Origin of the sequence: Exiguobacterium sp. s70 (assembly GCF_018618315.1) — a bacterium.
Lineage (GTDB): Bacteria > Bacillota > Bacilli > Exiguobacteriales > Exiguobacteriaceae > Exiguobacterium > Exiguobacterium chiriqhucha.
Genome location: NZ_JACSLV010000001.1, coordinates 280,544 through 307,186, shown reverse-complemented (window position 1 = coordinate 307,186; position 26,643 = coordinate 280,544). Strand labels below are relative to the sequence as shown.

At 53.2% G+C, this 26,643-nt stretch carries 22 protein-coding genes and 1 pseudogene; 17 read left to right on the top strand and 6 right to left on the bottom strand.

The genetic code is table 11. The features are described 5' to 3' along the window. Nucleotides 1–15 precede the first annotated feature (15 nt). Nucleotides 16–1,953: pseudogene (gene ptsG / locus KNP84_RS01550) on the top strand (glucose-specific PTS transporter subunit IIBC); the annotation flags it as partial. Nucleotides 1,954–2,090: 137 nt separating this feature from the next. Here ptsG and ptsP read toward each other — a convergent pair. Further along, a complete protein-coding gene (gene ptsP, locus KNP84_RS01545; protein ID WP_215114074.1) occupies nt 2,091–3,809 on the bottom strand; it encodes a phosphoenolpyruvate--protein phosphotransferase in 1,719 nt (572 codons plus the stop codon). 329 nt (nt 3,810–4,138) lie between these two features. On the opposite strand from ptsP, the gene KNP84_RS01540 reads away from it, so the two are divergent. Together KNP84_RS01540 and KNP84_RS01535 are read left to right on the top strand one after the other, a co-directional pair. Further along, the gene (locus KNP84_RS01540; protein ID WP_215114073.1) at nt 4,139–5,581 is read left to right on the top strand and encodes a leucyl aminopeptidase; all 1,443 of its coding nucleotides are present in this window, start codon (nt 4,139–4,141) and stop codon (nt 5,579–5,581) included. A 135-nt stretch (nt 5,582–5,716) separates the two neighbouring features. Beyond that, on the top strand, nt 5,717–6,376 hold the full coding sequence (locus KNP84_RS01535; protein WP_021065532.1) for a DUF429 domain-containing protein: 660 nt from the start codon (nt 5,717–5,719) through the stop codon (nt 6,374–6,376). 4 nt (nt 6,377–6,380) lie between these two features. On the opposite strand, the gene ytvI is transcribed toward KNP84_RS01535, so the two are convergent. Continuing rightward, on the bottom strand, nt 6,381–7,508 hold the full coding sequence (ytvI, locus tag KNP84_RS01530; RefSeq protein ID WP_058764051.1) for a sporulation integral membrane protein YtvI: 1,128 nt from the start codon (nt 7,506–7,508) through the stop codon (nt 6,381–6,383). A gap of 85 nt (nt 7,509–7,593) precedes the next feature. Between ytvI and KNP84_RS01525 the strand changes: the two genes are divergently transcribed. Both KNP84_RS01525 and KNP84_RS01520 read left to right on the top strand, forming a co-directional pair. After that, the gene (locus tag KNP84_RS01525) at nt 7,594–8,382 is read left to right on the top strand and encodes a MazG nucleotide pyrophosphohydrolase domain-containing protein (protein ID WP_021065534.1); all 789 of its coding nucleotides are present in this window, start codon (nt 7,594–7,596) and stop codon (nt 8,380–8,382) included. Nucleotides 8,383–8,508: 126 nt separating this feature from the next. Beyond that, nucleotides 8,509–10,452, top strand: coding sequence for an N-acetylmuramoyl-L-alanine amidase (locus tag KNP84_RS01520; RefSeq protein ID WP_215114072.1), 1,944 nt, complete (start codon nt 8,509–8,511; stop codon nt 10,450–10,452). Between the two features lie 54 nt (nt 10,453–10,506). Here the strand turns inward: KNP84_RS01520 and KNP84_RS01515 are convergent, their stop codons facing one another. From KNP84_RS01515 to KNP84_RS01505, 3 genes are read right to left on the bottom strand one after another with little or no spacing between them, the layout of a single operon-like run. Beyond that, on the bottom strand, nt 10,507–11,547 hold the full coding sequence (locus KNP84_RS01515; protein ID WP_058764045.1) for a ribonucleotide-diphosphate reductase subunit beta: 1,041 nt from the start codon (nt 11,545–11,547) through the stop codon (nt 10,507–10,509). Continuing rightward, nucleotides 11,504–12,010 carry a flavodoxin domain-containing protein gene (locus KNP84_RS01510; RefSeq protein ID WP_021065537.1) on the bottom strand — a complete coding sequence of 169 codons (507 nt, stop codon included), beginning with the start codon at nt 12,008–12,010 and terminating at the stop codon, nt 11,504–11,506. The genes KNP84_RS01515 and KNP84_RS01510 overlap by 44 nt, the downstream gene beginning before the upstream one ends. A gap of 29 nt (nt 12,011–12,039) precedes the next feature. After that, complete coding sequence (locus KNP84_RS01505) at nt 12,040–14,307, bottom strand: ribonucleoside-diphosphate reductase subunit alpha (RefSeq protein WP_035385654.1); 2,268 nt, start codon at nt 14,305–14,307, stop codon at nt 12,040–12,042. Between the two features lie 509 nt (nt 14,308–14,816). Here KNP84_RS01505 and KNP84_RS01500 point away from each other — a divergent pair. From KNP84_RS01500 to KNP84_RS01445, 12 genes are all read left to right on the top strand, one after another. Further along, nucleotides 14,817–15,050 carry a DUF1871 family protein gene (locus KNP84_RS01500; protein WP_215114071.1) on the top strand — a complete coding sequence of 78 codons (234 nt, stop codon included), beginning with the start codon at nt 14,817–14,819 and terminating at the stop codon, nt 15,048–15,050. A 12-nt stretch (nt 15,051–15,062) separates the two neighbouring features. Continuing rightward, a complete protein-coding gene (locus KNP84_RS01495; protein WP_021065540.1) occupies nt 15,063–15,311 on the top strand; it encodes a NifU N-terminal domain-containing protein in 249 nt (82 codons plus the stop codon). Next, a complete protein-coding gene (locus tag KNP84_RS01490) occupies nt 15,308–16,108 on the top strand; it encodes a glycosyltransferase family 2 protein (protein WP_215114070.1) in 801 nt (266 codons plus the stop codon). The genes KNP84_RS01495 and KNP84_RS01490 overlap by 4 nt, the downstream gene beginning before the upstream one ends. Nucleotides 16,109–16,111: 3 nt before the next feature. Beyond that, nucleotides 16,112–16,606, top strand: coding sequence for an Lrp/AsnC family transcriptional regulator (locus tag KNP84_RS01485; RefSeq protein WP_215114069.1), 495 nt, complete (start codon nt 16,112–16,114; stop codon nt 16,604–16,606). Further along, nucleotides 16,603–17,790 (top strand): aminotransferase, encoded by a 1,188-nt coding sequence (locus KNP84_RS01480; protein WP_021065543.1) that lies wholly within the window; start codon nt 16,603–16,605, stop codon nt 17,788–17,790. The genes KNP84_RS01485 and KNP84_RS01480 overlap by 4 nt, the downstream gene beginning before the upstream one ends. A 58-nt stretch (nt 17,791–17,848) precedes the next feature. Beyond that, nucleotides 17,849–19,093 (top strand): lysine N(6)-hydroxylase/L-ornithine N(5)-oxygenase family protein, encoded by a 1,245-nt coding sequence (locus tag KNP84_RS01475; RefSeq protein ID WP_215114068.1) that lies wholly within the window; start codon nt 17,849–17,851, stop codon nt 19,091–19,093. A gap of 194 nt (nt 19,094–19,287) precedes the next feature. Further along, nucleotides 19,288–19,680, top strand: coding sequence for a S1 domain-containing post-transcriptional regulator GSP13 (yugI, locus tag KNP84_RS01470; RefSeq protein WP_016509788.1), 393 nt, complete (start codon nt 19,288–19,290; stop codon nt 19,678–19,680). Nucleotides 19,681–19,774: 94 nt separating this feature from the next. Further along, complete coding sequence (locus KNP84_RS01465; RefSeq protein ID WP_215114067.1) at nt 19,775–20,773, top strand: Gfo/Idh/MocA family protein; 999 nt, start codon at nt 19,775–19,777, stop codon at nt 20,771–20,773. A 68-nt stretch (nt 20,774–20,841) separates the two neighbouring features. Continuing rightward, complete coding sequence (locus tag KNP84_RS01460) at nt 20,842–22,005, top strand: iron-containing alcohol dehydrogenase (RefSeq protein ID WP_029595137.1); 1,164 nt, start codon at nt 20,842–20,844, stop codon at nt 22,003–22,005. Between the two features lie 106 nt (nt 22,006–22,111). Continuing rightward, the gene (locus KNP84_RS01455) at nt 22,112–23,464 is read left to right on the top strand and encodes a glucose-6-phosphate isomerase (protein ID WP_029595138.1); all 1,353 of its coding nucleotides are present in this window, start codon (nt 22,112–22,114) and stop codon (nt 23,462–23,464) included. A 98-nt stretch (nt 23,465–23,562) separates the two neighbouring features. Beyond that, the gene (gene ytkD / locus KNP84_RS01450) at nt 23,563–24,036 is read left to right on the top strand and encodes an RNA deprotection pyrophosphohydrolase (RefSeq protein WP_021065548.1); all 474 of its coding nucleotides are present in this window, start codon (nt 23,563–23,565) and stop codon (nt 24,034–24,036) included. Continuing rightward, a complete protein-coding gene (locus KNP84_RS01445; protein ID WP_021065549.1) occupies nt 24,017–24,772 on the top strand; it encodes an alpha/beta hydrolase family protein in 756 nt (251 codons plus the stop codon). The genes ytkD and KNP84_RS01445 overlap by 20 nt, the downstream gene beginning before the upstream one ends. Nucleotides 24,773–24,807: 35 nt before the next feature. Here the strand turns inward: KNP84_RS01445 and pckA are convergent, their stop codons facing one another. Continuing rightward, a complete protein-coding gene (gene pckA, locus KNP84_RS01440; RefSeq protein ID WP_021065550.1) occupies nt 24,808–26,379 on the bottom strand; it encodes a phosphoenolpyruvate carboxykinase (ATP) in 1,572 nt (523 codons plus the stop codon). Nucleotides 26,380–26,643: the final 264 nt, after the last annotated feature.

Genomic DNA, 26,643 nt, shown 5'->3' with positions numbered 1-26,643 from the left:
AAGGAGGGAACCATGATGTGGAAGAAAGTGTTTGGTGTTTTGCAGCGAATCGGGAAGGCACTCATGCTTCCGGTTGCGATTCTACCGGCAGCCGGTCTATTACTCGCATTTGGTACCGCGTTCCAAAACCCTGATCTCGTTTCGCTCTTACCTTTCTTGGCAAACGATTCACTCGTCCTCGTCTGGCAAGTTATGACAGATGCCGGGGATATCGTGTTTGCCAATCTAGGTCTTCTGTTCGCCGTCGGTGTCGCCATCGGGCTAGCCAACGGGGACGGTGTTGCCGGGTTAGCAGCTATCGTTGGTTATTTGATTATGAACAAGGTTATCAGCACGTGGAACGGTATTACCGCGGAAATAGCTCAAGGAGACCCGGCCTATGCCACGGTACTCGGGATTCCGACGCTCCAAATGGGGGTATTCGGGGGTATCATTGCCGGTTTGATTGCCGCATTCGCGTACAACAAGTACTTCAACATCAAGTTGCCGGATTTCTTAGGGTTCTTTGCAGGGAAACGATTCGTGCCAATCGCGACCGCCGCGTTCAGCTTATTGATCGGGATTGCCCTCGCCTATATTTGGCCGCCAATCGGTTCAGCGATCAACACGTTCTCGAGCACGATCATTGAAGCGAACGTCGCGGTCTCCGCCTTCGTCTTCGGTTTGGTCGAACGTTCACTAATCCCGTTCGGTCTGCATCACATCTGGTACTCTCCGTTTTGGTTCCAGTTCGGGGAATATACGAACCAAGCGGGGGATCTCGTCCAAGGGGACCAACGGATCTTCTTCGCCCAGCTTCGTGACGGGGTCGAATTTACAGCCGGTACGTATATGACCGGCAAATTCCCGTTCATGATGTTCGGATTACCTGCCGCTTGTCTCGCCATGTTCCATACTGTCCCGAAAGAACGTCGCAAAGACGTTGAAGGACTTTACTTCTCAGCAGCCCTCACTTCATTCTTGACGGGAATCACCGAGCCGGTCGAATTCTCGTTCGTCTTCGTTGCACCTCTTCTCTTTGGTATTCATGCCGTCTTCGCTGGACTTTCCTTTATGACCATGCACTTGCTCAATGTTAAAATCGGGATGACATTCTCGGGCGGACTCATCGACTATCTCTTGTTCGGGGTGTTGCCGAACCGGACAGCCTGGTGGCTCGTCATTCCAGTCGGTCTCGTTTTCGCGGTCATCTATTACTTTGGGTTCCGTTTCGCAATCACGAAGTTCGACTTGAAAGTACCGGGACGTGAAACCGTCGCTGAAGGCAAAGGCGCCCGCGCCGTCGTCGGAGATGATTTACCGTATGAGGTGCTCGTTGGACTCGGTGGACCGGATAACATCAAACACCTCGATGCTTGTATCACACGCTTGCGTGTCACTGTGAACGATGTCAAACAAGTCGATAAAGACTTGCTGAAAGATTTGGGAGCGGCCGGAGTGCTCGAGGTCGGGGATAACATTCAAGCCATCTTCGGTCCGAAATCGGATACGCTCAAATCACAAATCGCGGCCATCATCGAAGGCGGCGAATATAAACCGAAAGAAAAAGCTGTCATCACACCGGAAGCGGCCGAACATGCCGATCATCGATTCCTTGCCCCGATGTCGGGTGTCATCTTATCGCTTGACGATGTGCCGGACCAAGTCTTTTCGGGCCGGATGATGGGTGAAGGATTTGCCATCGAGCCGAGCTCGGGACAAGTCGTTGCGCCGGTCACCGGTCAAATCACCACGTTCTTCCCGACGAAACATGCAATCGGCCTACTCGCGGACGACGGACGAGAGATTCTCATCCACGTCGGACTCGACACGGTCAACCTGAAAGGAGAAGGCTTCGTCGCCAAAGTGAAAGAAGGCGACCGGGTCGAAGCAGGGGACGTCTTGCTCGATGTCGACCTCAACTTGATTCGTGACAAAGTCCCATCGCTCATCACGCCGATCATCTGGACGAACGGAGACGGCAAAATCGTCTTCGTCCCATTCGGAGAGACGGTCGTCGCCGGGGAAGCGCTCGACTTCAGAACGGATGACAAAGGAGCCGAGTAAACAAAAAAGAAGCTCTCGCAACCGCGAGAACTTCTTTTTTTGTGTTACTTCTTAATATCGAATTTTTCACTGAGGAAGTTCACGACTTCTTCAGCTGTATCCATGTTGAGGACGTCGTTGACGATTGCTTCTGTTTCTGACTTCGTCAAACGTTTCACGAGGCTACGTGCGCGAAGGACGCTTGAAGCCGACATCGAGAATTCGTCAAGACCGAGTCCGAGAAGGATTGGAATCGCGAGCTCTTCTCCAGCCATCTCGCCACACATGCCGACCCATTTACCGGCTTTGTGTGCTTCAGTGATGACGTTGTGGAGCAAGTTCAAGATGGCGGGGTTGAACGGTTGGTACAAGTACGAGACTTTCTCGTTCATACGGTCCGCTGCCATCGTGTATTGAATCAAGTCGTTCGTGCCGACCGAGAAGAAGTCGACTTCTTTCGCGAATTGCTTCGCCATGACAGCAGTCGATGGAATCTCGACCATCATCCCTGTCTCGTAGTTACCGACAGCGATGCCTTCTTCTTTCAACTTCGCTTCTTCTTCGAGCAAGATGGCTTTCGCAGCACGGAACTCTTCAAGCGTCGCGATCATTGGGAACATGATGGCGAGGTCACCGTGCGCCGAGGCACGGAGAAGCGCACGAAGTTGTGTGCGGAACAAGTCCGTCTCTTCAAGGCAAAGGCGAATCGCACGATAGCCGAGGAACGGGTTCATCTCTTTTGGAAGGTCGAGGTAAGACAATTCTTTATCTCCACCGATATCGAGCGTACGGATGACGACTTGTTTGCCGTCCATACCTTCGATGACTGCTTTATAAGCTGTATACTGCTCTTCTTCCGTCGGGAACGTTTCCGAGTCCATGTAGAGGAACTCAGTCCGGTAAAGACCGATGGCGTCAGCGCCGTTTTTCAAAACGCCTTCGAGGTCATTCGGTGTACCGATGTTCGCTGCAAGTTTGACCTTGTGGCCGTCGGCTGTGATCGACTCTTCGTTGACGAGTTGTTTCAACTCTTCTTTATACGCTTCGAATGCTGCGCGTTTTTCGTTATATTCGTTGACGAGTTCTTCAGACGGGTTGACGAACACGTCGCCCTCTGTCCCGTCGATGACGACGAGATCGCCATTTTTGATTTCTTCAAGTGCTACTTTTGTACCGACGACGGCAGGGATCTCGAGTGAACGAGACATGATTGCCGAGTGAGACGTACGTCCACCGATGTTTGTCGCGAATCCTTTGACGTACTTACGGTTGAGCTGAGCTGTATCAGACGGCGTCAAATCTTCAGCGATGATGATGACTTCTTCTGAGATTGAGGCTGGCGTCATGAACGTGACACCGAGAATGTGCGCCATGACACGTTTCGTGACGTCACGAACGTCTGCTGCGCGCTCACGCATGTACTCGTTATCCATCGATTCAAAGATCATGACCATCATTTGAGCGACTTCATCGAGCGCCTTCGCAGCGTTCATGTGTTCGCTTTCAATTTTGTCGTTCACTTGTGAGACGATCTCAGGATCCTCGACGATGAGCAAGTGAGCCGAGAAAATCTCAGCCTTGTCTTCACCGAGCTCACGAAGCGTGATTTGACGGATTTCTTCGAGTTCTGTTTTTGACTGAGCGATGGCCGCTTGGAAACGGGCTTTCTCAGCTGCTACGTCCTCGATTTTGTTTGTCGGGATGTCGAATGAAGGTGTCTCCATGACGAATGCTTTCGCAACTGCGATTCCTGCAGATGCGCCAATACCTTTAATGTGTGACATAAGCGTAGTCCCTCTCTTCAAAGAAATAGTGGTTTCCAATGTTATCTCGTTAGTTCTTACCCGAAATGAAAAAGGAACTAACGAAAACCTGGAAGATTAAAGTAGCAACGGTCTACTACTAGGGGAAGCCTCGACCGAACAAAATGGCCTCGCCTCAACAGTGAGGGATGCCTGATTGCGTACTTTCTTATCCTATCATAAAATAAATCATCGTCACAACGAGGAGTTAACGCCTGAATTCGAAGAATTCATGACTCTTACGCATACTGTTTCATTATTTCGCCGAAGTTCGTTATGCTAACCATATATAAAGAAGGGAAGTGGCAAACATGTATCAAGTGAAGGATTTAGATTGGAACGGTTCATATGACACGATCGTCGTCGGAATCGGTGCTGCCGACACGATTGATGAAGGACTCGATACGTTGTTTAATGGGCGCGTCAAGTCGCTCATCCAAGCATCGGATATCTCGACGAAAACAGGGGAACTGTCCATCGTCCCGACGTTCGAAGGAACGGTCAAACGCATCCTATTCGTCGGTCTTGGACAACGCAACGAGAATACGCCTGAGAACGTGCGCAATTGGTTCGGGAAAGTCGCGAAACAAATTAAAGCACGCGCCTTCACAAACGTCGCGGTCGCGCTCGACACGTTCGGACCGAACACGGCGAAACTGTTTGCCGAAGCGTATGAGATGGCGACGTATGAGCACCCTACATACAAATCTGAACCGAAGCCGGCGAAGTCAGACGTGACGATCACGTTGCTCGGTGCTGGTGTAGAGGAAGAGGCGTTGACGGGTGCCGCTTACGGACGCGGTGTCAATGTCGCACGGACGCTCACGATGATGCCGGCCAATATTTTGACGTCGGAAACACTCGCGGACTATGCGGTCGAATTGGCCGAACGTCATGGATTCAGCCATCGCATCTTGGAGAAGGAAGAGATGGAGGCGCTCGGGATGGGGGCGCTGCTCGCCGTCAATCAAGGGTCGACCATCCCGCCGAAATTGATTGTCCTCGAATACCACGGTGCAGGCGATGCAGCGCCCGTCGCTGTCGTCGGAAAAGGAATCACGTTTGATACGGGTGGTTACTCAATCAAACCGAAAGACGGCATCGTCGGCATGAAAGGCGACATGGGGGGCGCGGCGACCGTGCTCGGCCTATTCGAGACGCTTGCGACGACGAAACCGAACGTGAACGTCATCGGCGTCATCCCGTCGACGGACAACATGATCTCAGGGGACGCGTTCAAACCGGATGATGTCATCACGGCGATGAGCGGGAAGACGATTGAAGTGCTCAACACCGACGCAGAAGGTCGTCTCGTCCTCGCTGACGCAGTCACGTTTGCCAAGACGTATGAACCACAAGCCATCATCGATGTGGCGACGCTCACGGGCGGTGTGCTCGTCGCACTCGGCACAGAAGTGACTGGTTGCCTGACGAACGATGCGTCGCTCTACGGCGCCTTAGAAGCTGCGAGCCGAAAGACGAATGAACTCGTCTGGCAAATGCCATACTTCGACGTCTTCATTAAACAAGTCCGGAAATCAGAAGTCGCAGATTTGAACAACTCGCCGGGCCGTTATGGGCATATGATCTTTGGTGGCGCGTTCGTCGGTGAGTTTGTCGGCGACACGCCTTGGCTCCACCTCGATATCGCCGGGACGAGTGAACGTTCGGCGGCAAGCGATCTCGGACCAAAAGGACCGACTGGGGTCATGGTGCGCACGCTCGCATTGATGCTCGAAGAGTGGAAACGTTGAAGTCAGGATTGTTATTGATTGGCTTAGCCGTCGTCTCCGGACTCGGATACACGGCTTGGCCGAGTCAATGGTTGTTGGGAGTGACCGTCTTATGCGCGGTGCTCGGAATATTGTTTTTGATGCAGGAGGGACGACGTGGTCGGAGTAGGAATTGATGGCGCGCGCGGGAGCTGGGTACGAATCACGTACGACAGCATCTCGCTCTGTTTGACCATCTCAGAAAAGTTGGAAGATTTATTGATTGAAGGGGCCGTCCATTTTGTCGACATGCCGAAAGACTTGGCGACGATTGATGCGCCGGACCGGTCGTGTGATGCCTGGATGCGGTCACAACTGAAGCAGCGGAAGTCGTCCATCTTCACGCCGCCGATTCAAGACGTGCTCATGGAGGCGTCCTATGCCGAGGCGAATGCGAAGAGCCGGGAACTGGTCGGAAAAGGGATCAGTAAACAGGCGTGGAACTTGGTGCCGCGTATCCGTGAGTTTCAAACGATCACGGATGCAGATGTCTACGAGTCGCATCCTGAAGTGTGTTTTGCCGTCATGACGGGGAACGAGGCGTCCTTCAGCAAGAAGACCGAGGCGGGAGAGCTCGAACGGATCGAGTTGTTGCGCCGTTATTCGAACAGCTCGCCATGGAAATGGAAGATGTCGAACGTGCAAGTCGATGATATCATCGACGCCTGTATTTTGGCCGTTGCCGCCTATGAGGCGGGCACGACCGGGATGGTGACGCATCCGGACCAAACTGAAGGGGCACCGTTCGTGGCGGTACCGAAGACAAAAGAGCGATGACGTGTCATCGCTCTTTTGGTGTCGTCGGCCCGATGACGAACTTCCACATATAGTGGAACACTTGGGCGTTATAGAGGGCTTTGAGCAGGACGGCCAATACCGGCCCTAAAATGAAGCCGAGTACCCCGAACAGCTGGAGCCCGACAAAAATCGAGATGAGGGCGGCGAGCGGGTCGAGGCCGATGTGAGAGCCGACGATTTTCGGTTCGGCCAGATTGCGTTGCACGATAACGACGATATAGAGGACGACGAGCCCGATCGCGAGGAACCATTCGCCCGTGACGGCGGCATAGGCGGCCCACGGCAATAACAGCGTTCCGACACCGAGGTACGGCAACAAGTCAAAGATGGCCGCGAGCAGGGCGAACGAGAACGGATTGTCGACACGAAGGATGAACATGCCGATTAAGACGATTCCGAACGTGATCGAGATGAGCGTCAATTGCGCGCGGACGTAACCGAACAGCGCCGAGCGTAAATTCGTCATGACGAGCTCGAACTCCTTGAAGCCTTTTCGTTCATTCAAGCGAGCGATGGACTTCATATAGTCCGGCCAGTCTTTCGTGATGAAGAACCAGGCGAGCACGATGACGATGAACAAGAGCAAGACGAGCGGCAACGCGCTCAAGATGTCCTGCAACAAGCCGGCGACACCTCGGGACAAGACGCCGATCGCGGCGCCGAGTTGGACACCGATTTCGGTGATGCCGCCTTCGAGCGAGTTCGCCTGTTCGGGGTTCAGCCGTTGGATGCTGTCGTACGCATCGTTGACCAACGGGGCGAGTTTTTCATTGAATAGGCGTTGTATGTATTCGGTGAACGTTTCAATCTGGGCAGGCAATTTTTCGGCGGCAATCGTCAAGTAGCGAATGAGTTGCGTCACGACGATGGCGATGATTCCGCTGACGACGCTCATGACAATCAACAAAGAAACGAGTGTGCCGAGGGCGCGTGGTAACTTGGTCTCACGCTCGAACCAATTGACGAGCGGGACCGTCAACAAGGATAACAAGAGAGCGAACACGAATGGATACGTGTACGTGAAGAGGACACTCAGTCCCCAGATGACGAAGACGAGGCCGATAATGACGAGCATGAAACGAAGTAATTGCCATAGTCTGGCTGGCGACAAGATGCATAGCCCCTTTCCTAACAATTTGATTGAGCATAGTATACCACGCAGGCGGTAAATAAAGAGGATGGATAGGTGATTAAATATGAAGGAATTACAACGACGAATCGATCAAATGATTATTCATTTAGGTGGCTATTGGCGGCCACTATCGGGGTTGGCCCGACTGCTAGAAGAAGTCGGTGAAGTCGGCGGAGCATTGTATGCGAACGACCAATCGGCGCTACGGGAAGAACTGATGGACGTGTTCGTCATTTCGACGTGTCTGGCGAACCAGTACGCCATCACGCTTCAGCGTCAAGAGGCCGGAAATGGTCAGGAGGCGCAGGACAAGACGTACTATCGGCTCGTTCGTGAGGCCGGGGAAGTCGGACGGATTTTAAACGCCTATGAAGGGGACAAAAAACTGAAGGCGTCCGCGACGCCGGGTTCGTTGCAGCGACATATCGAGGCTGTCCAACGAGCGGTCCTCGACCTTGCGTCCCAAAACGACTTTGATTTATATGCAGCGATTGGCTCACTCATCGAAGACAAGTCATCCCGGGACTTCGGACGTTTCGACCATACCCCGGACCCGATCACGGAAGCGTCGGTCCGCGCCTATGTGGCGTATGTCGAAGGGCGCTATTGGGGTGGAGTAGCGGCTAAACCTTTCGAGGAGGCGAGCCGATATAGAGAGCGAGAAGGGCATTTGACGCGATTTTTAAAAATTGCCGAAGTGGAAGGGCTTGATGGATTCGTGATCCGTCAGCCAGAGCCTCCGCTCCAAACAAACGGCTCGTTGACTGCAGCTTTCCAGCTCCCGGACTCTTTCGTGGTCGAGACCGAGCGGCATGGTGCCGATTCGTTCTTGATTGTTCGAAAACAAGGGTAAAAACATTCCCCTTTTTTGTAAAAAGTATTCATCATTTTTTCAAATATTTACTTTTTTAATAAAAGCAATGTGCTACTATGAAGGTGTTGTCAGTTGCGATGCGCGTAGAAGAAAGGAATATTTTGGATGAATATGAAGCTTTTTAAACTTGCCCTCATCATGATCGTCTTGTTGTTTTCAATCCAAATACCGTCAGCTGAAGCGGCTACTTTGGAAGGAGAAACAACTGTCAATCTGAATGTGCGCGCTACACCGAGCACGAACGGGAAATTGATTCAAACGCTAAAAAAGGGAACAAAAGTAAAATATGGAACTTATAACAAAGAGTGGAGTAAAATATATTTAAACAGTCGTACGTATTATGCTTCAGCACAGTATATTAAGCGAATCCCTACACCATCTTCGACCGTAACGAAGCAAGCGGCCACTTCGACAGGCGTGACCACGGTCAACTTGAATATCCGTGTGTCCGCCCATAGCAAAGCGACTGTCTATCGGACGCTCAAAAAAGGCACGACCGTCCAATATGCGGTCCACAACTCGTCTTGGGCAAAAGTGTATATCGGTGGCAAAACGTATTATGCGGCCAAAGCATACATTGCCCCGAAAGTCGTCGCCTCGACACCGACCGTGACGAAAGAGGATGGTTATGCCAACCGGTCGTTGAAGCTGTTCGGTGAACGAAATCAACGGTCGACCGTATTGAAGGTGCTTCCGGTCAAGTCGAAAGTCGTCTCGAGCAAGTACAATACGAGCTGGTCAATCGTCTATCTCGGCAATGAGACGTTCTTCACGCCGACCGCTTGGATTACGTCGGGAGCGCCAGCCACTCCTCCGGTGACGACAAAACCGCCAGTAGTGAAAACGGATGGTTACGCGAACCGTGAGTTGAAGCTGTTCGGTCAGCGCAATCAACGTTCAACGGTGTTGAAGGTATTGCCGATTAAGTCGAAGGTCGTCTCGAGCAAGTACAACACGAGCTGGTCGGTCGTCTATCTCGGGAACGAGACGTACTACACGCCGACAGTTGGGATCACGACGGGTGCGCCTCCGGTAGCAAAACCGCCAGTAGCGAAGCCACCGGTCATTCAAAAAGTACAAGGCTATGCGAATCGGAATGCGAACCTCTACAAGAAAACGCTTCAGTCTTCACCGGTCGCTCGCGTATTGCCGAAGTATACGACCGTGACTTACAGTAAACATAATTCGAGCTGGTCGGTCGTCTATATCGGAACGGAGACGTTCTATACGCCAACGTCTTGGCTGACGGCTGGAAAGGCCCCGGCCGCCCCTGCGGCCACGCCGAAAGGGAAAGTGTACACGAATACACCAGGAGACGTGTTGAACGTTCGGGCGAGCGCTTCGGCGAGCTCGGCGGTACTCGGTCGCCTCGCGCACGGGACTCAAGTCGACCATTACGGTTCGGCGAACGGTTTCTATAAAATCAAGTACAATGGCCGCGATGGCTACATCTCAACGGCTTACGCGATGACGCTTAAACCGAATGCAACGAGTGGCGCCGTCATCGTCCTCGATGCGGGACATGGAGGCGGTGACCCGGGAGCGGTCAATGGATCACTTTATGAGAAGACGATCGTCCTCGACGTGACGAAGCGGGTCGAGACGTATCTTCGGTCGAAATATGGATATCAAGTCCGGTTAACGCGCTCGACGGACGTCTATTTGACGCTCGATCAACGCGTTCAGACCGCTAAGACACTTCGCGGCAACTTGTTCGTCAGCTTGCATACAAACGCAGCGACGACGCCTGCGGCCAAAGGGGTCGAAACATTCTATTCGTCTTATTCGGCCCATAGCGCCAAGAGCCGTGTCCTGGCGACAAATATCCAATCCAATCTGATGGGGAAAATGTCTGGGATGACGAACCGTGGCGTCAAGACGGCGAACTATTATGTCATCAGTTATAATACGATGCCATCGGCCCTCGTCGAACTCGGCTTCATTTCATCTCCGCAAGACGTTACACATTTACGAAATAACACCTCACGTCAACGGATGGCAGAAGGTGTCGCGGAAGGTATTGCCCAATACGTACGCGCTTATCATTAAGCTTCATCCATTATAAAAATCCCCCGACTCATCGTGAGTCGGGGGATTTTGTGCTTACAGGTCGTCGAAGCCGTTGGCGTCGGTGACTTTCGCGTACGAGCGTGATTTTTGTTCAAAGAAGTCTGACTTGGTTGCGTTCAATGAATCATCTGAATAAGCGCGAATCCAAGGCATGACATCCTCATTGAACCCTTCATACAGATCGTTCAAGCCGATGACGCGGAGACGCTTGTTGGCGAGGTATTTGACGTAGTCGCGCATCTCGCTGACGTCGAGTCCATCGAGATCACGCAACACATACTCACACCATTCGATTTCAAGGTCGACGGCTTCCGCCATCGTGTTGTAGACGAACTGACTGAAGCTACCGTCCGCGTCAATCTCCGGATTTTCCGTCAAGACGGCCCGGAGCAACTGGCTGACGAAATAGGAGTGCTGCATCTCGTCGCGCTGGATGTAACTGATCATCGTCGACGTGCCGACCATCTTCTGATGGCGCGCCAAGTTATAGAAGTAGGCGAAACCGGAATAGAAGTTGATGCCTTCGAGAATGATTGAGGCGACGAGCGATTTGGCAAACGTCTCGGCCGTTTGATCGGCGCGGAAGTCCTCATATAAGTCCAAGATGAATTGATTGCGTTTCATGACCATCTCGTCGTCCTTGGCGATATCGAAAATACGATTTTGTTCGCTGAGCGGGACGAGGCTCGAGAGGACGTAGCTATACGATTGGTTATGGACGACTTCTTGCTGAGCGATGACGGCGAGCACGGCGTGCACCGACGAGTCGGATGAGAACATTGATGACTCGAGGATGTAACGCGTCTGCACCGAGTCAAGGATTGACAGCAGACCGATGATGCGTTTGAAGGCATCCTGCTCGCGCTCCGTCAACTGTGGCCATTGCTGCATGTCTTTGGACATCGAAATCTCATCCGGGATCCAAAAGTTCGAGAGCAGTTGCTTATAGATGGTATAAAACTGTGGATAGGCGATGTCGTTCCAATTCACGATGGAACTCGTCTCGCCCCCGATAATGGCTGTCGCCCGGTTAGGATGTTTGGGCGACAGTAGTTTGATCTTTTGAATGTTCATGGACATATACTCCTTCTTCGGCGTTTCTAGCCAACCGTTCGGCCCAATGACGGACGTTGTACGGTTGATTGCGCGGTGATTGCTCGATTTTCAACGTTTCACCGGCGAGCGGGATCCCGTATTTCGAAAGGTGGTACGCCATCTCATCGACCGCTCGACAGAAGTGGACGAACATCTTGTCCCCGGTCCCGAATACGGCGGCTTGGCGAAGCGGCACGTCGAGCTCTTTCAAGACGAGCCGGAACGTGTCTTTCATCTCGTCCGGCAAGACGCCGTCGGCCCACGTGTACGACCCGAAATAGACGAGGTCGTACGTGGCGAGCGATCGGGCTTCGCGATGGCCGATGCGGTCCGCTTCGAACAAGACGACGCGGTCGCCCCGATTAACGTGGCTTTCCTGAATCAGCTCGGCGACTTCTTCTGTATTCCCACTCATGGAACTATAGACGATGGCGATGTGCATGGTCGTTCCCACCTTTCTGTTACGTGACGTTATGAAGCACACGATTCACATTCGTCGACTTCAACGGTCGTCGAACGCGTGTAGTAGATTGATTTCATTCCGAGCGACCACGCCTCGAGGTGCATCGAGAGGAGTTCGGTCGCTTTGACGTCGTTTTTGACGTACAGGTTGAAGCTGATTGCTTGGTCGATGTGACGCTGGCGCGCCGCGTTTTGACGGATGCTCCAGAGTTGGTCGACTTCGAACGCTGATTTATAGAACCAGTTCGTCTCCGAGTTGAGGTCAGGGACCGTCACCGGAATCTTATAGTTTTTCTTCTCTTCCGAGTAGACCTTCTTATAGACCGGGTCGATTGACGCGGTGCTGCCAGCGATGATGGCCGTCGACGAGTTCGGAGCGACCGCCATCATATAGGCGTTGCGGACACCGTTTTGGTGGACCGCTGCGGCGAGACCGTCCCAATCGAGTTCGTCGTGTGAGCGGTAGTTGCGGCGCTTGAAGTACTCACCCGTGTGCCATTCCGATCCTTCGAAGACCCCGAACGCGCCTTTTTCTTTGGCGAGTTCCATCGAGGCTTGAATCGTCAAGTAGGCGATTTTCTCGTACAGCTTCTCCGCGTACTGGACGGCATCGACCGATTCCCAACGGATGCCTTCAAGTGCGAGCAAGTGATGCCAGCCGAACGTGCCGAGTCCGACGGCGCGGTATTTCTGGTTCGTGATCATCGCTTGTGGCACTTCAATCGTGTTCAAGTCGATGACGTTGTCGAGCATCCGCATTTGAATCGGGATGAGTCGCTCGAGGACGTCCGATTTGACGGCCCGGGCGAGGGCGATTGAGCTCAAGTTACAGACGACGAAGTCACCAGGGGTCTTCGTAATGACGATCTTTCCGTCTTCCGTGTACTCTTCATCGATTGTCGTCGGCGACATGTTTTGCGCGATCTCTGAGCAGAGGTTCGAGCTGTAAATCATGCCGGCGTGTTTGTTCGGGTTGGCGCGGTTCACGGCGTCGCGGAAGAACATGTAAGGAGTTCCTGTCTCGAGCTGTGAGCGCATATACCGTTTGACGAGGTCGATGGCCGGTACCGTGACGCGAGTCAGCTCAGGCGTATTGACGCACGCCATGTATTTCTCCGTGAATGAACCGCCGTTCTCTGTCTCATCATAGAAGTCTTCGAGGCTGAAGCCCATGACCGTCCGGATCTCGTGCGGGTCGAACAAGTGCCAGTCACCGCGGGCTTCGACCGTACGCATGAACAAGTCTGGCAAACAGACGCCCGTGAACAAATCGTGGGTCCGGAGACGCTCGTCCCCGTTATTCAATTTCGCATCGAGGAACTCGAAGATGTCCTTATGCCAAATGTCGAGGTAGACGGCAATCGAGCCTTGACGCATGCCGAGCTGGTCGACCGAGACGGCCGTGTTGTTCAACTGTTTCATCCAAGGGAGCGCGCCGCTCGAGACACCTTTGAAGCCTTTGATGTCACTGCCGCGTGAGCGGATCTTGCCGAGATAGACGCCGATCCCGCCGCCGCCTTTCGAGAGCGTGGCCACGTCCGTGTTCGAATCGTAGATGCCGCGGAGTGAGTCATCGACCGTATCGATGAAGCATGAGCTGAGCTGCCCGTACGATTTCCCGGCGTTCGAGAGCGTCGGTGTGGCAACCGTCATATAGAGGTTCGAGAGTGCCCAGTACGCTTCTTCGACGAGTTTGACGCGCTGGTCGGCGTTCTCCTTTTGCATGAGCGTCATGGCGATGACCATGAACCGCTCTTGCGGTAACTCGTATAGGTTCTTGACATGGTCACGGCCGAGATAACGGTCCGACAACGTCCGGAGACCGATGTAAGTGAACATGCGGTCGCGTGACGGGTCAATCAACGTCTCCAAGTAGGCAATGTCTTCTTTTGAGTACGTATCGAGTAGGGCCGACGTGAAGATGCCTTTTGTCGTGAGCGTCTCAATCATCGGATAGAGCGCACCGTAACGCATCGAGGCGTCATAGCCACGGTTTCGTGCCGCTTCTAAATAGAGGCGGTTTAAGTACATCTCAGTGGCAACGAACGTCCAGTCCGGCTCTTCTGCCTGCAACATGTCGAGGGCGTGCATCGTCAAGAGTTCATATACTACATCTTGTGTCAGTGTCTTTCCTTCGAGCGCCCGAACGGCCCGTTCTTCATATCGTTCAACACTGAGCTGTGGGTAGCGTTGTTTAAGGGATTGGATCAATGTCGAGACGTCAGCGAGCGTTGGCGTCGCAGCCAACAGCGTCTCGTGGTGGATAGGGGATGTCAAAACGATCACTCCTTCTTCGGATGTAGATATTATAAAGGTATAGCGGAACTTGTCCGATACGACGTCAATGTGAGCTGAACGTGATAAATATCCGTTAACTATATATTGACGTTTTCTTGTCTTTTTAATCATAAATCACCTATATTTAGTTTTGCAATCTTGACATTCGGCAAACTGCAGACGCTTGAATTACTTTTACTCAAAAACGGCGCTGTCATCCGATTTGAGATGAGATTTGAGATAGAAAAAAGTTTGAACGACGGTTAAACGACAGCACATTCATTTTTATGTAAGCGGTCAATCGAGAAGCGAACGACCTCATTCGGCAGTCGCCTTCGTTATTTTTCGAGAAAATCCTGCTTCTTTTCACTGTTGATTCATTACTATATATAGTGGTCGCTTGTTTTTGAAAACGAGGGAAATTCGAACGCTCACTAGCATCGGATTGAAAAGTGAGGTAGATTGAGGGAGTACGATTTGAAATCAAGGTAAAAAGAAGGGTTTAACAAATGAGAGCAGAAGACTTATTATTAGCATGGGACCCACTCGGTTACGGGCTTGGGTCGTATGGACCAGAGTTTGATGATATCGCCTTGGCGCTCATCCACATCGACACGATCGATGAGTTGGATGAAACGATTCGCCGGATTTTGACAGACGCGTTCGGCGACTGTCCGACCGAATCGGAAACACGGGCCATGGCGGCAAACTTACTCGCGTCTTCAGAATCTTGTCACTTATAAGGGGGAACCACGATGTTACGTATCGATCCAACACCGAATCCAAATGCAATGAAAATCACACTTCCTGAGAACGTCTTCGGCGCGAAAAGCCAAAGCGTAAAAGCTGGCGAAGAGACGGACCAACCGCTTCTCGCGAAACTCGTCGCCATCGAAGGCGTGGAGAGCGTATTCGCTTATGGCGATTTCGTCACGGTATCAAAAGAGAATGGCGTGAGCTGGGAAACCATCTTGCCACACGTCGAAACTGCTTACCGCGGATGAACCCGCTCGTTTCCATCGTCATCCCGGTCTATTCACGGGAGACAGAACTGACCGAACTGCTGGAAAGCCTGGTCGTCCAGACGTTTCAACAGTTCGAAGTACTTGTAATCAATAATGACGGGCCGCCAAAACAGCATCTTTTGGCGCCTTTTTTGAATCGATTGTCGATTCGTTATATCGAACTTGGCGAGAACCATCACGTCAAAGCCCGCAATCTCGGCGTGCAAGAGGCGAACGGCGAGTATGTCTTGTTGCTCGACGATGACGATCTGCTCATGACGACACATCTCGAGTTGGCGCTCGAGGACATCCGCGCGGCCGACCTCGTCTTCACGGATGCGGAACTGTTCCGCTTCATATGGGAAGACGGACGCCGACGCGTCACCGACTGGGAGGCGTTCGCCTACGACCTCGATTTGGAACGACTCCGTCAAGACTCGACGTTCATCCCGTCCGGCACGCTGTATCGCAAACAGCTGCACGAGACGATTGGACCGTTCGACGAGGATGTCTATAACTACTGGGACTGGGATTTCATTCTACGTGTCAGCGAAGTCGGGACGATTCGGCATCCCGCGCGCGCGACCGTGCTCTACGCGTTCAACGGCACGGACAATCTGTCGGCCAAACAAGATGAGACGCGTCGTCGTTACTTTGATCGGTTCTGTCACAAGCACGGCCTCGTCAATATGGAGATGAAAAACTTCCATATCGTTCAAGCCGAGCGACGGGACTACGTGAGACAGACAGAGAGAACGTTCACAGGGGCGTTCCCCGGTAGAACGGAAGGAGAATAAATTATGTACACATCGAAAGAATTAGAACTGCTCGAGTTGCTCGAAGAGAAAGGCTACCTCGAGACGAAATTGTTGGCGAACTTGTTGGCGACCAATGAGGCGACCGTTGAGGCGATGCTCGAGAAGTTCAAGGCGGACGGAATTTTGCTCGGTTTCCGGGCGATGGTCAACTGGCAAAAAATCAATCGGCACGACGTCACGGCGTTCATCGACGTCAAAGTCACACCGAAACGTGGCCGCGGCTTCGACGAGGTCGCCGAGCGGATTTATCGCTTCCCGGAAGTGACGGCGCTCTATTTAATGTCAGGGGCTTACGATTTGCAAGTCGTCATTCGGGCGAACTCACTCCAAGACGTCGCGTCGTTCGTGTCGGATAAACTGTCACCGCTCGATTCGGTCGTCTCGACGACGACGCACTTCAAACTGAAGACGTATAAACACGATGGCATCTTGTTCACCCCACAAGTCGAAGACAAACGGTTGAACATCACGCCATGAAGTCACTATCTCAACAAGTCGTCTCGATGAAGCCGTCCGGCATCCGCCGCTTCTTCGATTTGGCGCAAACGATGGAAAACGTCGTCTCTCTCGGGGTGGGGGAGCCAGATTTCATCACGCCATGGAATGTGCGCGAGGCGAGCTATGCAGCGCTCGAGCAAGGTTATACGGCTTATAGCGCCAACGCAGGACTCCTCGAGTTGCGACAAGAAATCGCGAGTTACATGACGGACCGGTTCGGGGCGACGTATGATCCGGCGACGGAATTGATTGTCACGACGGGCGCCTCGCAAGCGCTCGATATCGCGTTCCGGGCGCTGCTCAACCCGGGTGACGAGGTCATCGTCGTCGAGCCGGCCTTCGTCTCGTACGGACCGCTCATCGAACTCGCCGGCGGGACGGTCGTTCCTGTCGCCTGTCGTCCGGAGAACGGGTTCCGTTTGAACCGGGACGATGTCGAGGCGGCCATCACCGAACGGACGAAGGCGATGCTCCTCTGTTTCCCATCGAATCCGACCGGGGCCACGATGACGGGCGAAGAGCTCACCGAAATTGCGGAACTCGCGACGAAACACGATCTTTGGGTCGTCAGCGATGAGATTTATGCCGAGCTGTCTTACGATGAGCCGTTCACGAGTTTCGCGACGCTCCACGATATGCGCGAGCGGACGATTGTCGTCAACGGGTTCTCGAAGGCGTTCGCGATGACGGGCTGGCGGCTCGGTTTCACATGCGCGCCGGAAGTCGTGACGCGAGAGATGCTCAAAGTCCATCAGTACGGCATGATGTGTGCCCCGACACTCGTCCAATTCGGCGGTCTCGAGGCGCTCCGTAGCCGCGACCAACATGTACCGAAGATGGTGAAGAGCTATCGGCAGCGCCGTAACTACTTCATCCAGGCCCTTAATGACGCCGGATTACCGACGCACGTGCCGGGAGGCGCATTCTATGCCTTCCCGTCAATCCGTCACACGGGCTTGACGAGTGAAGAGTTCGCCGAGCGTCTCTTGCTCGAGGAACGGGTCGCGGTCGTACCGGGCAACGCGTTCGGTGCGAGTGGCGAAGGTTTCGTCCGTGCCAGTTACGCGACGTCGGTCGAACAGTTACAAGAAGCGATTCGTCGCATCGATCGGTTTATGAAACAGTTCGAGGTGACGACGACAACAACAGACTCTCAGCGATGAGGGTCTGTTTACGTTTTAGCGGTATAATAGGTGGGAAAAGACGAGCGAGGTGAAGCCAATGGAACAAGTGGATTTTGTAGCAATCGGCTGTGGGCCGTACAATCTCGGATTGATGGCGCTCAGTGAAGCGACGTCATTGAAGGGTGTCTGTTTTGAGGAACGGGACGACTTCAACTGGCACGAAGGCATGCTGCTCGAGTCGGCGACGATGCAGACGCATTACTTATATGATCTCGTGACGCTTGCCGATCCGACGAACCGTCACAGTTATTTGAACTATTTGAAACAGAACGGCCGCTTGCAGACATTCATCGTCCAGGAGAGCCCGACAATTCCCCGGACGGAGTTCAACCGGTATTTACAATCGGTCGCCGCCTCGCTCGACACGATCAAGTTCTCACACCGGGTCACCGATGTCCGTCCGGCGGCGGATGGGTTTCTCGTCACGGTCGAGACACCGGATGGGGAAACGGTGCTGTCGTCACGTCACGTCGTCATTGGTACGGGAGCAGAACCGCTTGTCCCGGACGCCTTCCAAGATGTCGTCCATACGAGTTCGTATCGGATGGAGCGGGAGCGCTTGCTTGAAACCGATTGCATCGTCATCATCGGTAGCGGTCAAAGCGCGGCTGAAGTGTATCTCGACTTATTGACCCGGTCCGATAAAATGCGCCAACGCATCGATTGGGTGACGCGCTCGGATGTGTTCGAATCACTAGAGAGCGGTAAGCTCGGCGAGGAAATTTTCAGCTTGCCGTATGTCGACTATTTCAATCAATTGCCCTATGCGGAGCGGGAGCAGCTCGGGAAAGCGTTCGAGCGGTTCCGGAACGGGGTCAATCCTGAGACGCTTCGGGCGATTTATGGATTTTTGTATCATCGGACGGCGGACGGAAGTGATCAAGCGACGAACCTGTACACTCAGATTGAAATCGAGCACATCGCACACGAAATCGTTTATACTGTCGAAGGGACGCAACAATATACGGGGCAATCGTTTACGGGTGAATATGATGCGGTCGTGGCGGCGACCGGATATCGACCGCGCATCCCGACATGGGTCGAACGGTTCGACATTGAATGGGAGGCGGACCAGCAGTGGCGTGTCAACAATCGCTATCAGATTGCGACGAAGACGACATTGGCGGGAAGTTTATTTACCCATACGAATTTAGAACATTCGCACGGTCCGGCAGCGACGAATTTGGGGATGGCAGTGTATCGAAACGCAATCATGTTGAATGAAATGATGGGGGAAACGGTGTTTGATGTGGCCGCGCAGCAACCGTTTATAAGTTTTTGAACAAAAAAAGGGCTAGGCGTTAGCCTAGCGGAATCAGGGGGGAATACTTGAAGTCTTGCTTGATTTGTATTTACCCGACCCGTCGACTTTGAAACACAAAAACAATCCCAAATAATCTTTTTTACTAATTTGTACACTTTATCGAAAAAAGTATGTTATAGTAAGTTGATGAATTTAGCATAGGAGTGTTTGTAATGGCAAAATACGAAAAAGATCAAGTTTTAAAAGGTAAAGTAACAGGAATCCAACCTTTCGGTGCGTTCGTCGCACTCGACGACGAGACTCAAGGTCTTGTCCACATCTCTGAAATCTCACACGACTACGTGAAAGACGTGAACGAGTACGTTCAAGTCGGTCAAGAAGTTGAAGTGAAAATTCTTGATGTTGATGAAGCATCTAAGAAAATCAAGCTTTCAATGAAAGCGACACAAGAAGCTCCAAAACGCGAGAAGTCGGCTAAGCCAGCTCGTCGTGGCGCACCACGCCGTAACGAAGCTTCAAACTTCAAGCAAGAAGAAGCACCAGGCTTCACTGTCCTCAAGGACAAGCTCGAAGACTGGATCAAAAACACGAACTTCAAAAAGTAAGTGATTGAGACGACCTGCCCTGTGCAGGTCGTCTTTTTTTTGTACAGGAAATGTCCCACACGTTCACGAACAGTACAGAAAAGGAGTGAGGACCATGAAAATCGGAATCATCGGTACGGGCGGGATTGCCAAGACCGCCCACATCCCGCAATACATCGCAGCAGGCGCAGACGTCGTCGCCGTCATGAATCGGACACGCGAACGCGGGGAGGCGGTGGCGAAGCAGTTCGGAATCGAACGGGTGTACGAGACGGTCGAGGAGATGCTCGCCGAAGAGACACTCGATGCGGTCAGCATCTGTACACCGAACGCCTTACATAAACAACAAGTCATTGCCGCACTCGAGGCCGGCTGTCACGTCCTCTGCGAGAAACCGCCAGCCATCTCGGCCGACGAGGCGAACGAGATGCTAGAGGCGGCCAGACGAGCTGAGCGAACCCTTCATTACGGCTTCCACTACCGGCATCGGTCCGATACCCAACTATTGAAGCGAATGATCGAGGCGGGTGAACTCGGACACATCTATGCCGCGACCGCGCTCGCCCTTCGGCGCCGTGGCATCCCGGGATGGGGCGTGTTCACGAATAAAGAGCTGCAGGGCGGCGGCGCACTGCTCGATATCGGGGTGCATATGCTCGACCTTGCCCTCTATTTGATGGATTATCCGAAGCCGGTCGATGTGGTCGGTCACGTCGGTCAATATTTCGGAACGCGACCTGGTGTCGGGCTGATGGGCGATTGGGACGCGGACGCGTTTTCGGTCGAAGACACGGCGCGGGCGATGGTCACGTTCGATAATGGGGCATCCTTGTTCTTAGACGCGAGTTTCATGGCCAACGTCGACGCGGCGGACACGATGCGGGTCGAACTGCGTGGGACGAACGGTGGCGCGTCGCTGTTCCCACTCGTCATCCATACGGAAGAGCACGGGGCGTTGTTCGATAAGACACCGGCTCACCTCGCGCTCGAAGACCCGTATGCGAGACAGATTCACACGTTTCTCGAGGCGTGTCGTCAGGAGCCGTCGTACCAGCAAGCGGAACAGGCGGTGACGCTCCATACAATCATCGACCGCATCTACGCTCAGGCCTGATTGCTTTTCAATCACAAAAAACAGGGTATATAGTGTAGGTGTTACATATTTTCGAAGGAGGATGAATTATGCACAACTTTGAATACAAAAACCCGACGAAACTTATTTTCGGGACTCATCAAATCGAAAAACTCGCGAGCGAGTTACAGGCGCTTGACGCCAAGAAAGTGATGCTCGTCTATGGAGGCGGGAGCATCAAAAAGAACGGCACGTACGAAGAAGTCGTGGCCGAGTTAAACAATGCTGGGATCGACTACGTCGACTTCTCAGGCGTCGAGCCGAACCCGCGCATCGAGACGGTACGTCGCGCGGTCAAACAAGCACGCGAAGAGAACATCGACGCGTTGCTCGCGGTCGGCGGTGGTTCGGTCATCGATTGTACGAAACTCATCTCGGCGGCCATCCCGTATGAAGGCGACGCTTGGGATATCGTGCTTCGCGACCACATCCCGACAGAAGCGGTCCCGTTCGGTACGGTGCTCACGCTCGCAGCGACTGGCTCTGAAATGAACTCGGGCTCGGTCATCACGAACTGGGAGACGCAAGAGAAGTACGGTTGGGGCCACCCGCTTGTCTATCCGACGTTCTCGATTCTCGATCCGCGTTATACGGTATCGGTACCGAAAGATCAAACGATTTACGGCATCGTCGATATGATGAGTCATTGTTTCGAGCAATACTTCCACCCGAATCATGCGCCGGTCCAAGAGCGTATGACGGAAGGTGTGTTGAAAGCGGTCGTCGAATCGGCACCGAAACTCGTCAATGACTTGGAGAACGTCGACTTGCGCGCCATCATCTTGTTCGCCGGAACAATCGCCTTGAACGGTGTGCTCCAAATGGGCGCCTCGGGCGACTGGGCGTCACACAACATCGAGCATGCGGTCTCGGCTGTCCATGACATTCCACACGCAGGCGGACTCGCAATCTTGTTCCCGCGCTGGATGGAGCATGTGCTTGAAGAAGACAACGCCGCTCGATTTGCACGCCTCGGGACGGAAGTGTTCAACGTTGAACCGGCCGGTAACGATCTTGAGACGGCGAAACGGACGATTGCAGCTGTCCGCGCCTTCTTCGACGAGCTCGGTGCACCAAGCTCACTCCGTGACTATGACATCGATGAATCGACATTTGACGCCATCCTCGACTCGGCGATGAAACGAGGCGCATTCGGTCGCTTCCGTACGCTCGAACGTGAAGACGTCGCAGCGATTCTTGAACTGAGCAAATAAGGCGATTTCATGCCTATTTTGCAATAATGATTGAACGAATCCGACGTTTCCGTTTATGATGGGTCATGTATGGCTCTTCAATGAGCGATTTAAAGGAGGAAATGACATGTCAACAGTACGTTTCGATTATTCAAACGCCCTGTCTTTCGTCGGGGAACATGAAGTCGATCAATTGCAAGAAACCGTGAAAGCAATGCATTCGGTCATTCATGACCGCAGTGGGGCAGGTAGCGATTTCCTTGGGTGGGTCGACCTTCCAACAAACTACGATACGGATGAGTTTGCTCGCATCAAAGCGGCTGCGGAACGAATCCGTGAAAATTCGGACGTCCTCGTCGTCGTCGGAATCGGTGGATCATACCTCGGCGCACGCGCGGCAATCGAGATGCTCCAACATTCATTCTTCAACGTGTTATCTAAGGAAGAACGCAACGCACCACAAGTCTTCTTCGCCGGCCACAACATCTCGTCGACATACTTGACGGAGTTGCTCCAAGTGCTCGAAGGCAAGGACGTCTCAGTCAACGTCATCTCGAAATCGGGAACGACGACTGAACCGGCCATCGCGTTCCGTGTTCTCAAACAGTTCATGGAAGACAAGTATGGTCAAGATGGCGCACGTGAACGTATTTATGCGACGACAGACCGTGCCCGTGGCGCCTTGAAGACGCTCGCGGATGCAGAAGGCTACGAGACGTTCGTGATTCCAGATGACGTTGGAGGTCGTTTCTCGGTGCTCACACCGGTCGGACTCCTTCCGATCGCGGCAGCAGGCATCGACATCGACGCCCTCATGGAAGGTGCACGCGATGCCCAAACGGCTTACTCGTCTCCGAACTTGGCGGACAACGAAGCGTACCAGTACGCGGTCGTCCGTAACGCTTTATATGCGAAAGGCAAGTCGATTGAGTTGCTCGTCAACTACGAACCAGCCTTGCATTACGTATCGGAGTGGTGGAAACAGCTTTATGGCGAGTCAGAAGGGAAAGACAACAAAGGGATTTTCCCGGCGGCAGTCGACTTTTCGACGGATCTCCACTCGATGGGACAATACATTCAGGAAGGTCGTCGTGACTTGTTCGAGACGGTTATCCGTGTCACGAACGTCCGTCACGCGATGAACGTGCCGGAAGATTCACAAGACCTCGATGGCTTGAACTTCCTCGCTGGTGAGACGATTCAATTCGTCAACGACAAGGCAGCTGAAGGAACACTCCTCGCCCACACGGACGGAGAAGTCCCGAACCTCGTCGTCGAATTGCCAGAGATGACGCCGTACCACCTCGGTTACTTGTTCTACTTCTTCGAGAAGGCATGCGCGATGAGCGGATACATCCTCGGAGTGAATCCGTTCAACCAACCAGGCGTTGAAGCGTATAAAGCGAACATGTTCGCGTTGCTTGGAAAACCAGGTTACGAAGAGCAAAAAGCTGAGCTTGAAAAGCGCTTGAACCAATAATTTTGAGTAGGTCCGCTCCGGCGGGCCTATTTTTTTGTTTGAAACTAGTGGAAGACAAGGTAAAGTGAGAGTAGACAGGGGAAAGAAAGGGATGGACTATGTTGACATTCACGGACTACTATCACAATAAAGTCGAGTTGAGCTTTGCGCACTATCCATTTTCGGATACACCGCTCCACGTCTGGGTCGTCGCTCGCTTTGAAAATCAATGGGTGCTGACGAAGCACAAGCAGCGCGGGCTCGAGTTTCCGGGTGGGAAAGTCGAACCCGGCGAACACGAGGATGACGCCGCGATTCGGGAAGTGTATGAAGAGACGGGCGGTGTCGTGAAGACGCTCCATTATCTCGGCCAATATCGCGTGCTTGGGCGTGGCGACACGGTCATTAAAAATATTTATTTCGCCGAAATCGAACGTTTCGACGATCATCCGGCGGTCGACGAGACCGATGGGGCCGTCCTTATGAAGGAATTGCCGACGAATCTGCTCCGGAACAATCGGTACAGCTTCATGATGAAAGACCGGGTGCTCCCGGAAACGATGAAGGTGCTCTATGAAAAACAATTGGTTTGACAAGGTCGAGGTCCTGCCGCCGTACGCCGGTTATCCGGTCCATCGTGGCTGGTATGCGACGCGTGACGGTGAGGACGTCGTCGCCTATACGATCACACCGAAACGGCCGAACGGACACGTCCTGTTCTATCTGCGCGGCGGAACAGGACGCATCGGGGATGTGCGTTTGCCCCGGTTGATGCAGTTCGCTGCCAAAGGTTTTCACGTCGTGGCGCCCGTTTACCGGGGTAACCATGGCGGGAGCGGGAAAGAGGACTTCGGCGGCGCCGATCTAGAGGACGTCCTGTCTCTCTACGATCGCGTCCGTCGAACGGATACGTTCATTCATGCCCTTGGTTTCTCGCGCGGGGGCATGATGGCGTTGTCGCTCGCCGCGGAACGACCGCTCACGTCCGTCACGTCATGGGCGGGTGTGACCAATCTCGAGTGGACATATGAAGAACAGCGTTCGATGCGGAAGATGTTGCGCCGTATGACCGGGGGCGACCCGGAAGCGGCCCGTGCCGCTTATGTTGAGCGCTCGCCGCTCTACAAGGAATGGGATGCACCGACGTTGTTGATTCACGGCACCGATGATGAACAAGTCCGCCTCCGCCATGCGACGGCGGTCGCGGAACGGATGGGGGAGCGGGCCGAACTTTGGGTCGTCCCATTCGCCCATCAACTCCCGTTCTGGGAAAAATGGAAGACGACCGATGCGGCGATGGAATGGATGCTCGCCAACTCAAAAAAATGAGACGATTGCCGATTCGGCAGTCGTCTCATTTTTCGTTATACGATGATTGGTCCGGCCGCAACGACCGCCTCACTCGCTTTCGTGAATCGTTTGAAATTGTCCTGGAACTTCCGGGCGAGCGCCGTTGCCTCGGCATCGTAGCGCGCTCCGTCTTTCCATGTGTCCCGCGGATTGAGCACGTCGCCTGGCACGCCGTCAATGTGGCGTGGAATCTCGACATTGAAAATGTCGTGGCGCGTCGTCTCGACGTCACGCAATTTGCCGTTGACCGCCGCGTTCACCATCGCCCGTGTATAGGCGAGCTTCATCCGTGATCCTTCTCCGTACGCGCCGCCGGTCCAACCCGTGTTGACGAGATAGACGTCGACGTCGTGCTTCTCAATCAGCGTACCGAGCATGTCCGCATAGCGCTCCGGTGCGAGCGGCAAGAACGGTGACCCGAAGCAGGTCGAGAACGTCGCCTGTGGTTCAGTGACGCCGCGCTCCGTGCCGGCGAGTTTTGACGTATACCCTGACAAGAAGTGGTACATCGCCTGCTCTTTCGTCAATTTGCTGATTGGAGGCAATACCCCGTATGCATCGGCCGTCAAGAAGACGATCGTGTTCGGATGACCGGCCCGTGACGGAAGCATCGCGTTATCGATGAATTGAATCGGGTAGGCGGCCCGTGTGTTCTCGGTGAGCGAGATATTCTTATAATCCGGTGCACGGTTCTCGTCTAAGACGACGTTCTCAATCAATGAGCCGAAACGGATGGCATCGTAGATTTCCGGCTCGTTCTCGCGCGACAAATTGATCGTCTTCGCGTAGCAACCGCCCTCGATATTGAAGACGCCGTCGGGTGACCAACCGTGCTCGTCATCCCCAATCAAATGGCGTTCCGGGTCGGCCGACAGTGTCGTCTTCCCAGTTCCCGATAGACCGAAGAAAAGGGCCGTCTCGCCGGCGTCCGATACGTTCGCCGAGCAGTGCATCGATAACACATGTTGTTCCGGCAACAGGAAGTTCATGACCGAGAAAATCGATTTTTTAATCTCGCCGCCGTATTCTGTTCCCCCGATCAGAATGGTCCGCTTGGCGAATGAGACGAGAATGAACGTTTCGGAGTTCGTCCCGTCGATGATTGGGTCGGCCTTATAACTAGGTGCATAGATGACCGTGAAGGGCTCGAAGGCACCTTTCGTCGGCCATTCACGCAAGAACAACTGTTTGGCGAACAAATTGTGCCACGCGTATTCCGTGATGGCACGGACCGGGAGCGTATAGTGCTCGTCTGCCCCCGCAGACGCCTCGAGATAATAGAGCTTGTCTTTCGTTTCGAGGTGCGTCAACACTTTGTCGAGTAGCGCGGTGAACTTCTCTTCCGCGATCGGTTGGTTGACTGGACCCCAGTCTACTAAATGATTGCTGACTTCATCTTGCACGACGAATTTGTCTTTCGGTGACCGTCCTGTGAATTTCCCGGTACTGACCGATAAAGCCCCGTCTTTCGTCAGTACGCCCTCACCGTTGCGAATGGCTTCTTCCACCAGTTCTGGAACCGTCAAGTTCCGCATCATGTCGGCACCTTTAATTAATTCTTCGATTTTCAGGAGCGTTGTCGCCATCCTGAATCCCACCTTTCCCCTAAATAGATGTGGATGAAATCCGCATACTTCCGCGTTTAATCAGTATGACGTTTTTATTATATGTGACATACTAATCAAAAACAAGCATTTTTTACCCTTTAAAGTAAGCGCTTTCTTACATTGTCATTCTAACATATTCTGTACCAGGTCATAGTACAAAAACCAAAACGGACAAAAAAATGTTTGATATTTCACAAACATAACTATTTGACCGTTTGTGAAAAGTTTGACGAATTCGGTCGA

What these genes read in the sequence shown, in the direction of transcription:
- KNP84_RS01480 (WP_021065543.1), top strand. Translation starts at nt 16,603, where the DNA reads ATGAAGTCACTATCTCAACAAGTCGTCTCGATGAAGCCGTCCGGCATC.
- KNP84_RS01455 (WP_029595138.1), top strand. Translation starts at nt 22,112, where the DNA reads ATGTCAACAGTACGTTTCGATTATTCAAACGCCCTGTCTTTCGTCGGG.
- yugI (WP_016509788.1), top strand. Translation starts at nt 19,288, where the DNA reads ATGGCAAAATACGAAAAAGATCAAGTTTTAAAAGGTAAAGTAACAGGA.
- pckA (WP_021065550.1), bottom strand. Translation starts at nt 26,379, where the DNA reads ATGGCGACAACGCTCCTGAAAATCGAAGAATTAATTAAAGGTGCCGAC.
- KNP84_RS01460 (WP_029595137.1), top strand. Translation starts at nt 20,842, where the DNA reads ATGCACAACTTTGAATACAAAAACCCGACGAAACTTATTTTCGGGACT.
- KNP84_RS01500 (WP_215114071.1), top strand. Translation starts at nt 14,817, where the DNA reads ATGAGAGCAGAAGACTTATTATTAGCATGGGACCCACTCGGTTACGGG.
- KNP84_RS01540 (WP_215114073.1), top strand. Translation starts at nt 4,139, where the DNA reads ATGTATCAAGTGAAGGATTTAGATTGGAACGGTTCATATGACACGATC.
- KNP84_RS01485 (WP_215114069.1), top strand. Translation starts at nt 16,112, where the DNA reads ATGTACACATCGAAAGAATTAGAACTGCTCGAGTTGCTCGAAGAGAAA.
- KNP84_RS01465 (WP_215114067.1), top strand. Translation starts at nt 19,775, where the DNA reads ATGAAAATCGGAATCATCGGTACGGGCGGGATTGCCAAGACCGCCCAC.
- ptsP (WP_215114074.1), bottom strand. Translation starts at nt 3,809, where the DNA reads ATGTCACACATTAAAGGTATTGGCGCATCTGCAGGAATCGCAGTTGCG.
- KNP84_RS01515 (WP_058764045.1), bottom strand. Translation starts at nt 11,547, where the DNA reads ATGAACATTCAAAAGATCAAACTACTGTCGCCCAAACATCCTAACCGG.
- KNP84_RS01525 (WP_021065534.1), top strand. Translation starts at nt 7,594, where the DNA reads ATGAAGGAATTACAACGACGAATCGATCAAATGATTATTCATTTAGGT.
- KNP84_RS01520 (WP_215114072.1), top strand. Translation starts at nt 8,509, where the DNA reads ATGAATATGAAGCTTTTTAAACTTGCCCTCATCATGATCGTCTTGTTG.
- KNP84_RS01490 (WP_215114070.1), top strand. Translation starts at nt 15,308, where the DNA reads ATGAACCCGCTCGTTTCCATCGTCATCCCGGTCTATTCACGGGAGACA.
- KNP84_RS01475 (WP_215114068.1), top strand. Translation starts at nt 17,849, where the DNA reads ATGGAACAAGTGGATTTTGTAGCAATCGGCTGTGGGCCGTACAATCTC.
- KNP84_RS01495 (WP_021065540.1), top strand. Translation starts at nt 15,063, where the DNA reads ATGTTACGTATCGATCCAACACCGAATCCAAATGCAATGAAAATCACA.
- KNP84_RS01510 (WP_021065537.1), bottom strand. Translation starts at nt 12,010, where the DNA reads ATGCACATCGCCATCGTCTATAGTTCCATGAGTGGGAATACAGAAGAA.
- ytkD (WP_021065548.1), top strand. Translation starts at nt 23,563, where the DNA reads ATGTTGACATTCACGGACTACTATCACAATAAAGTCGAGTTGAGCTTT.
- KNP84_RS01445 (WP_021065549.1), top strand. Translation starts at nt 24,017, where the DNA reads ATGAAAAACAATTGGTTTGACAAGGTCGAGGTCCTGCCGCCGTACGCC.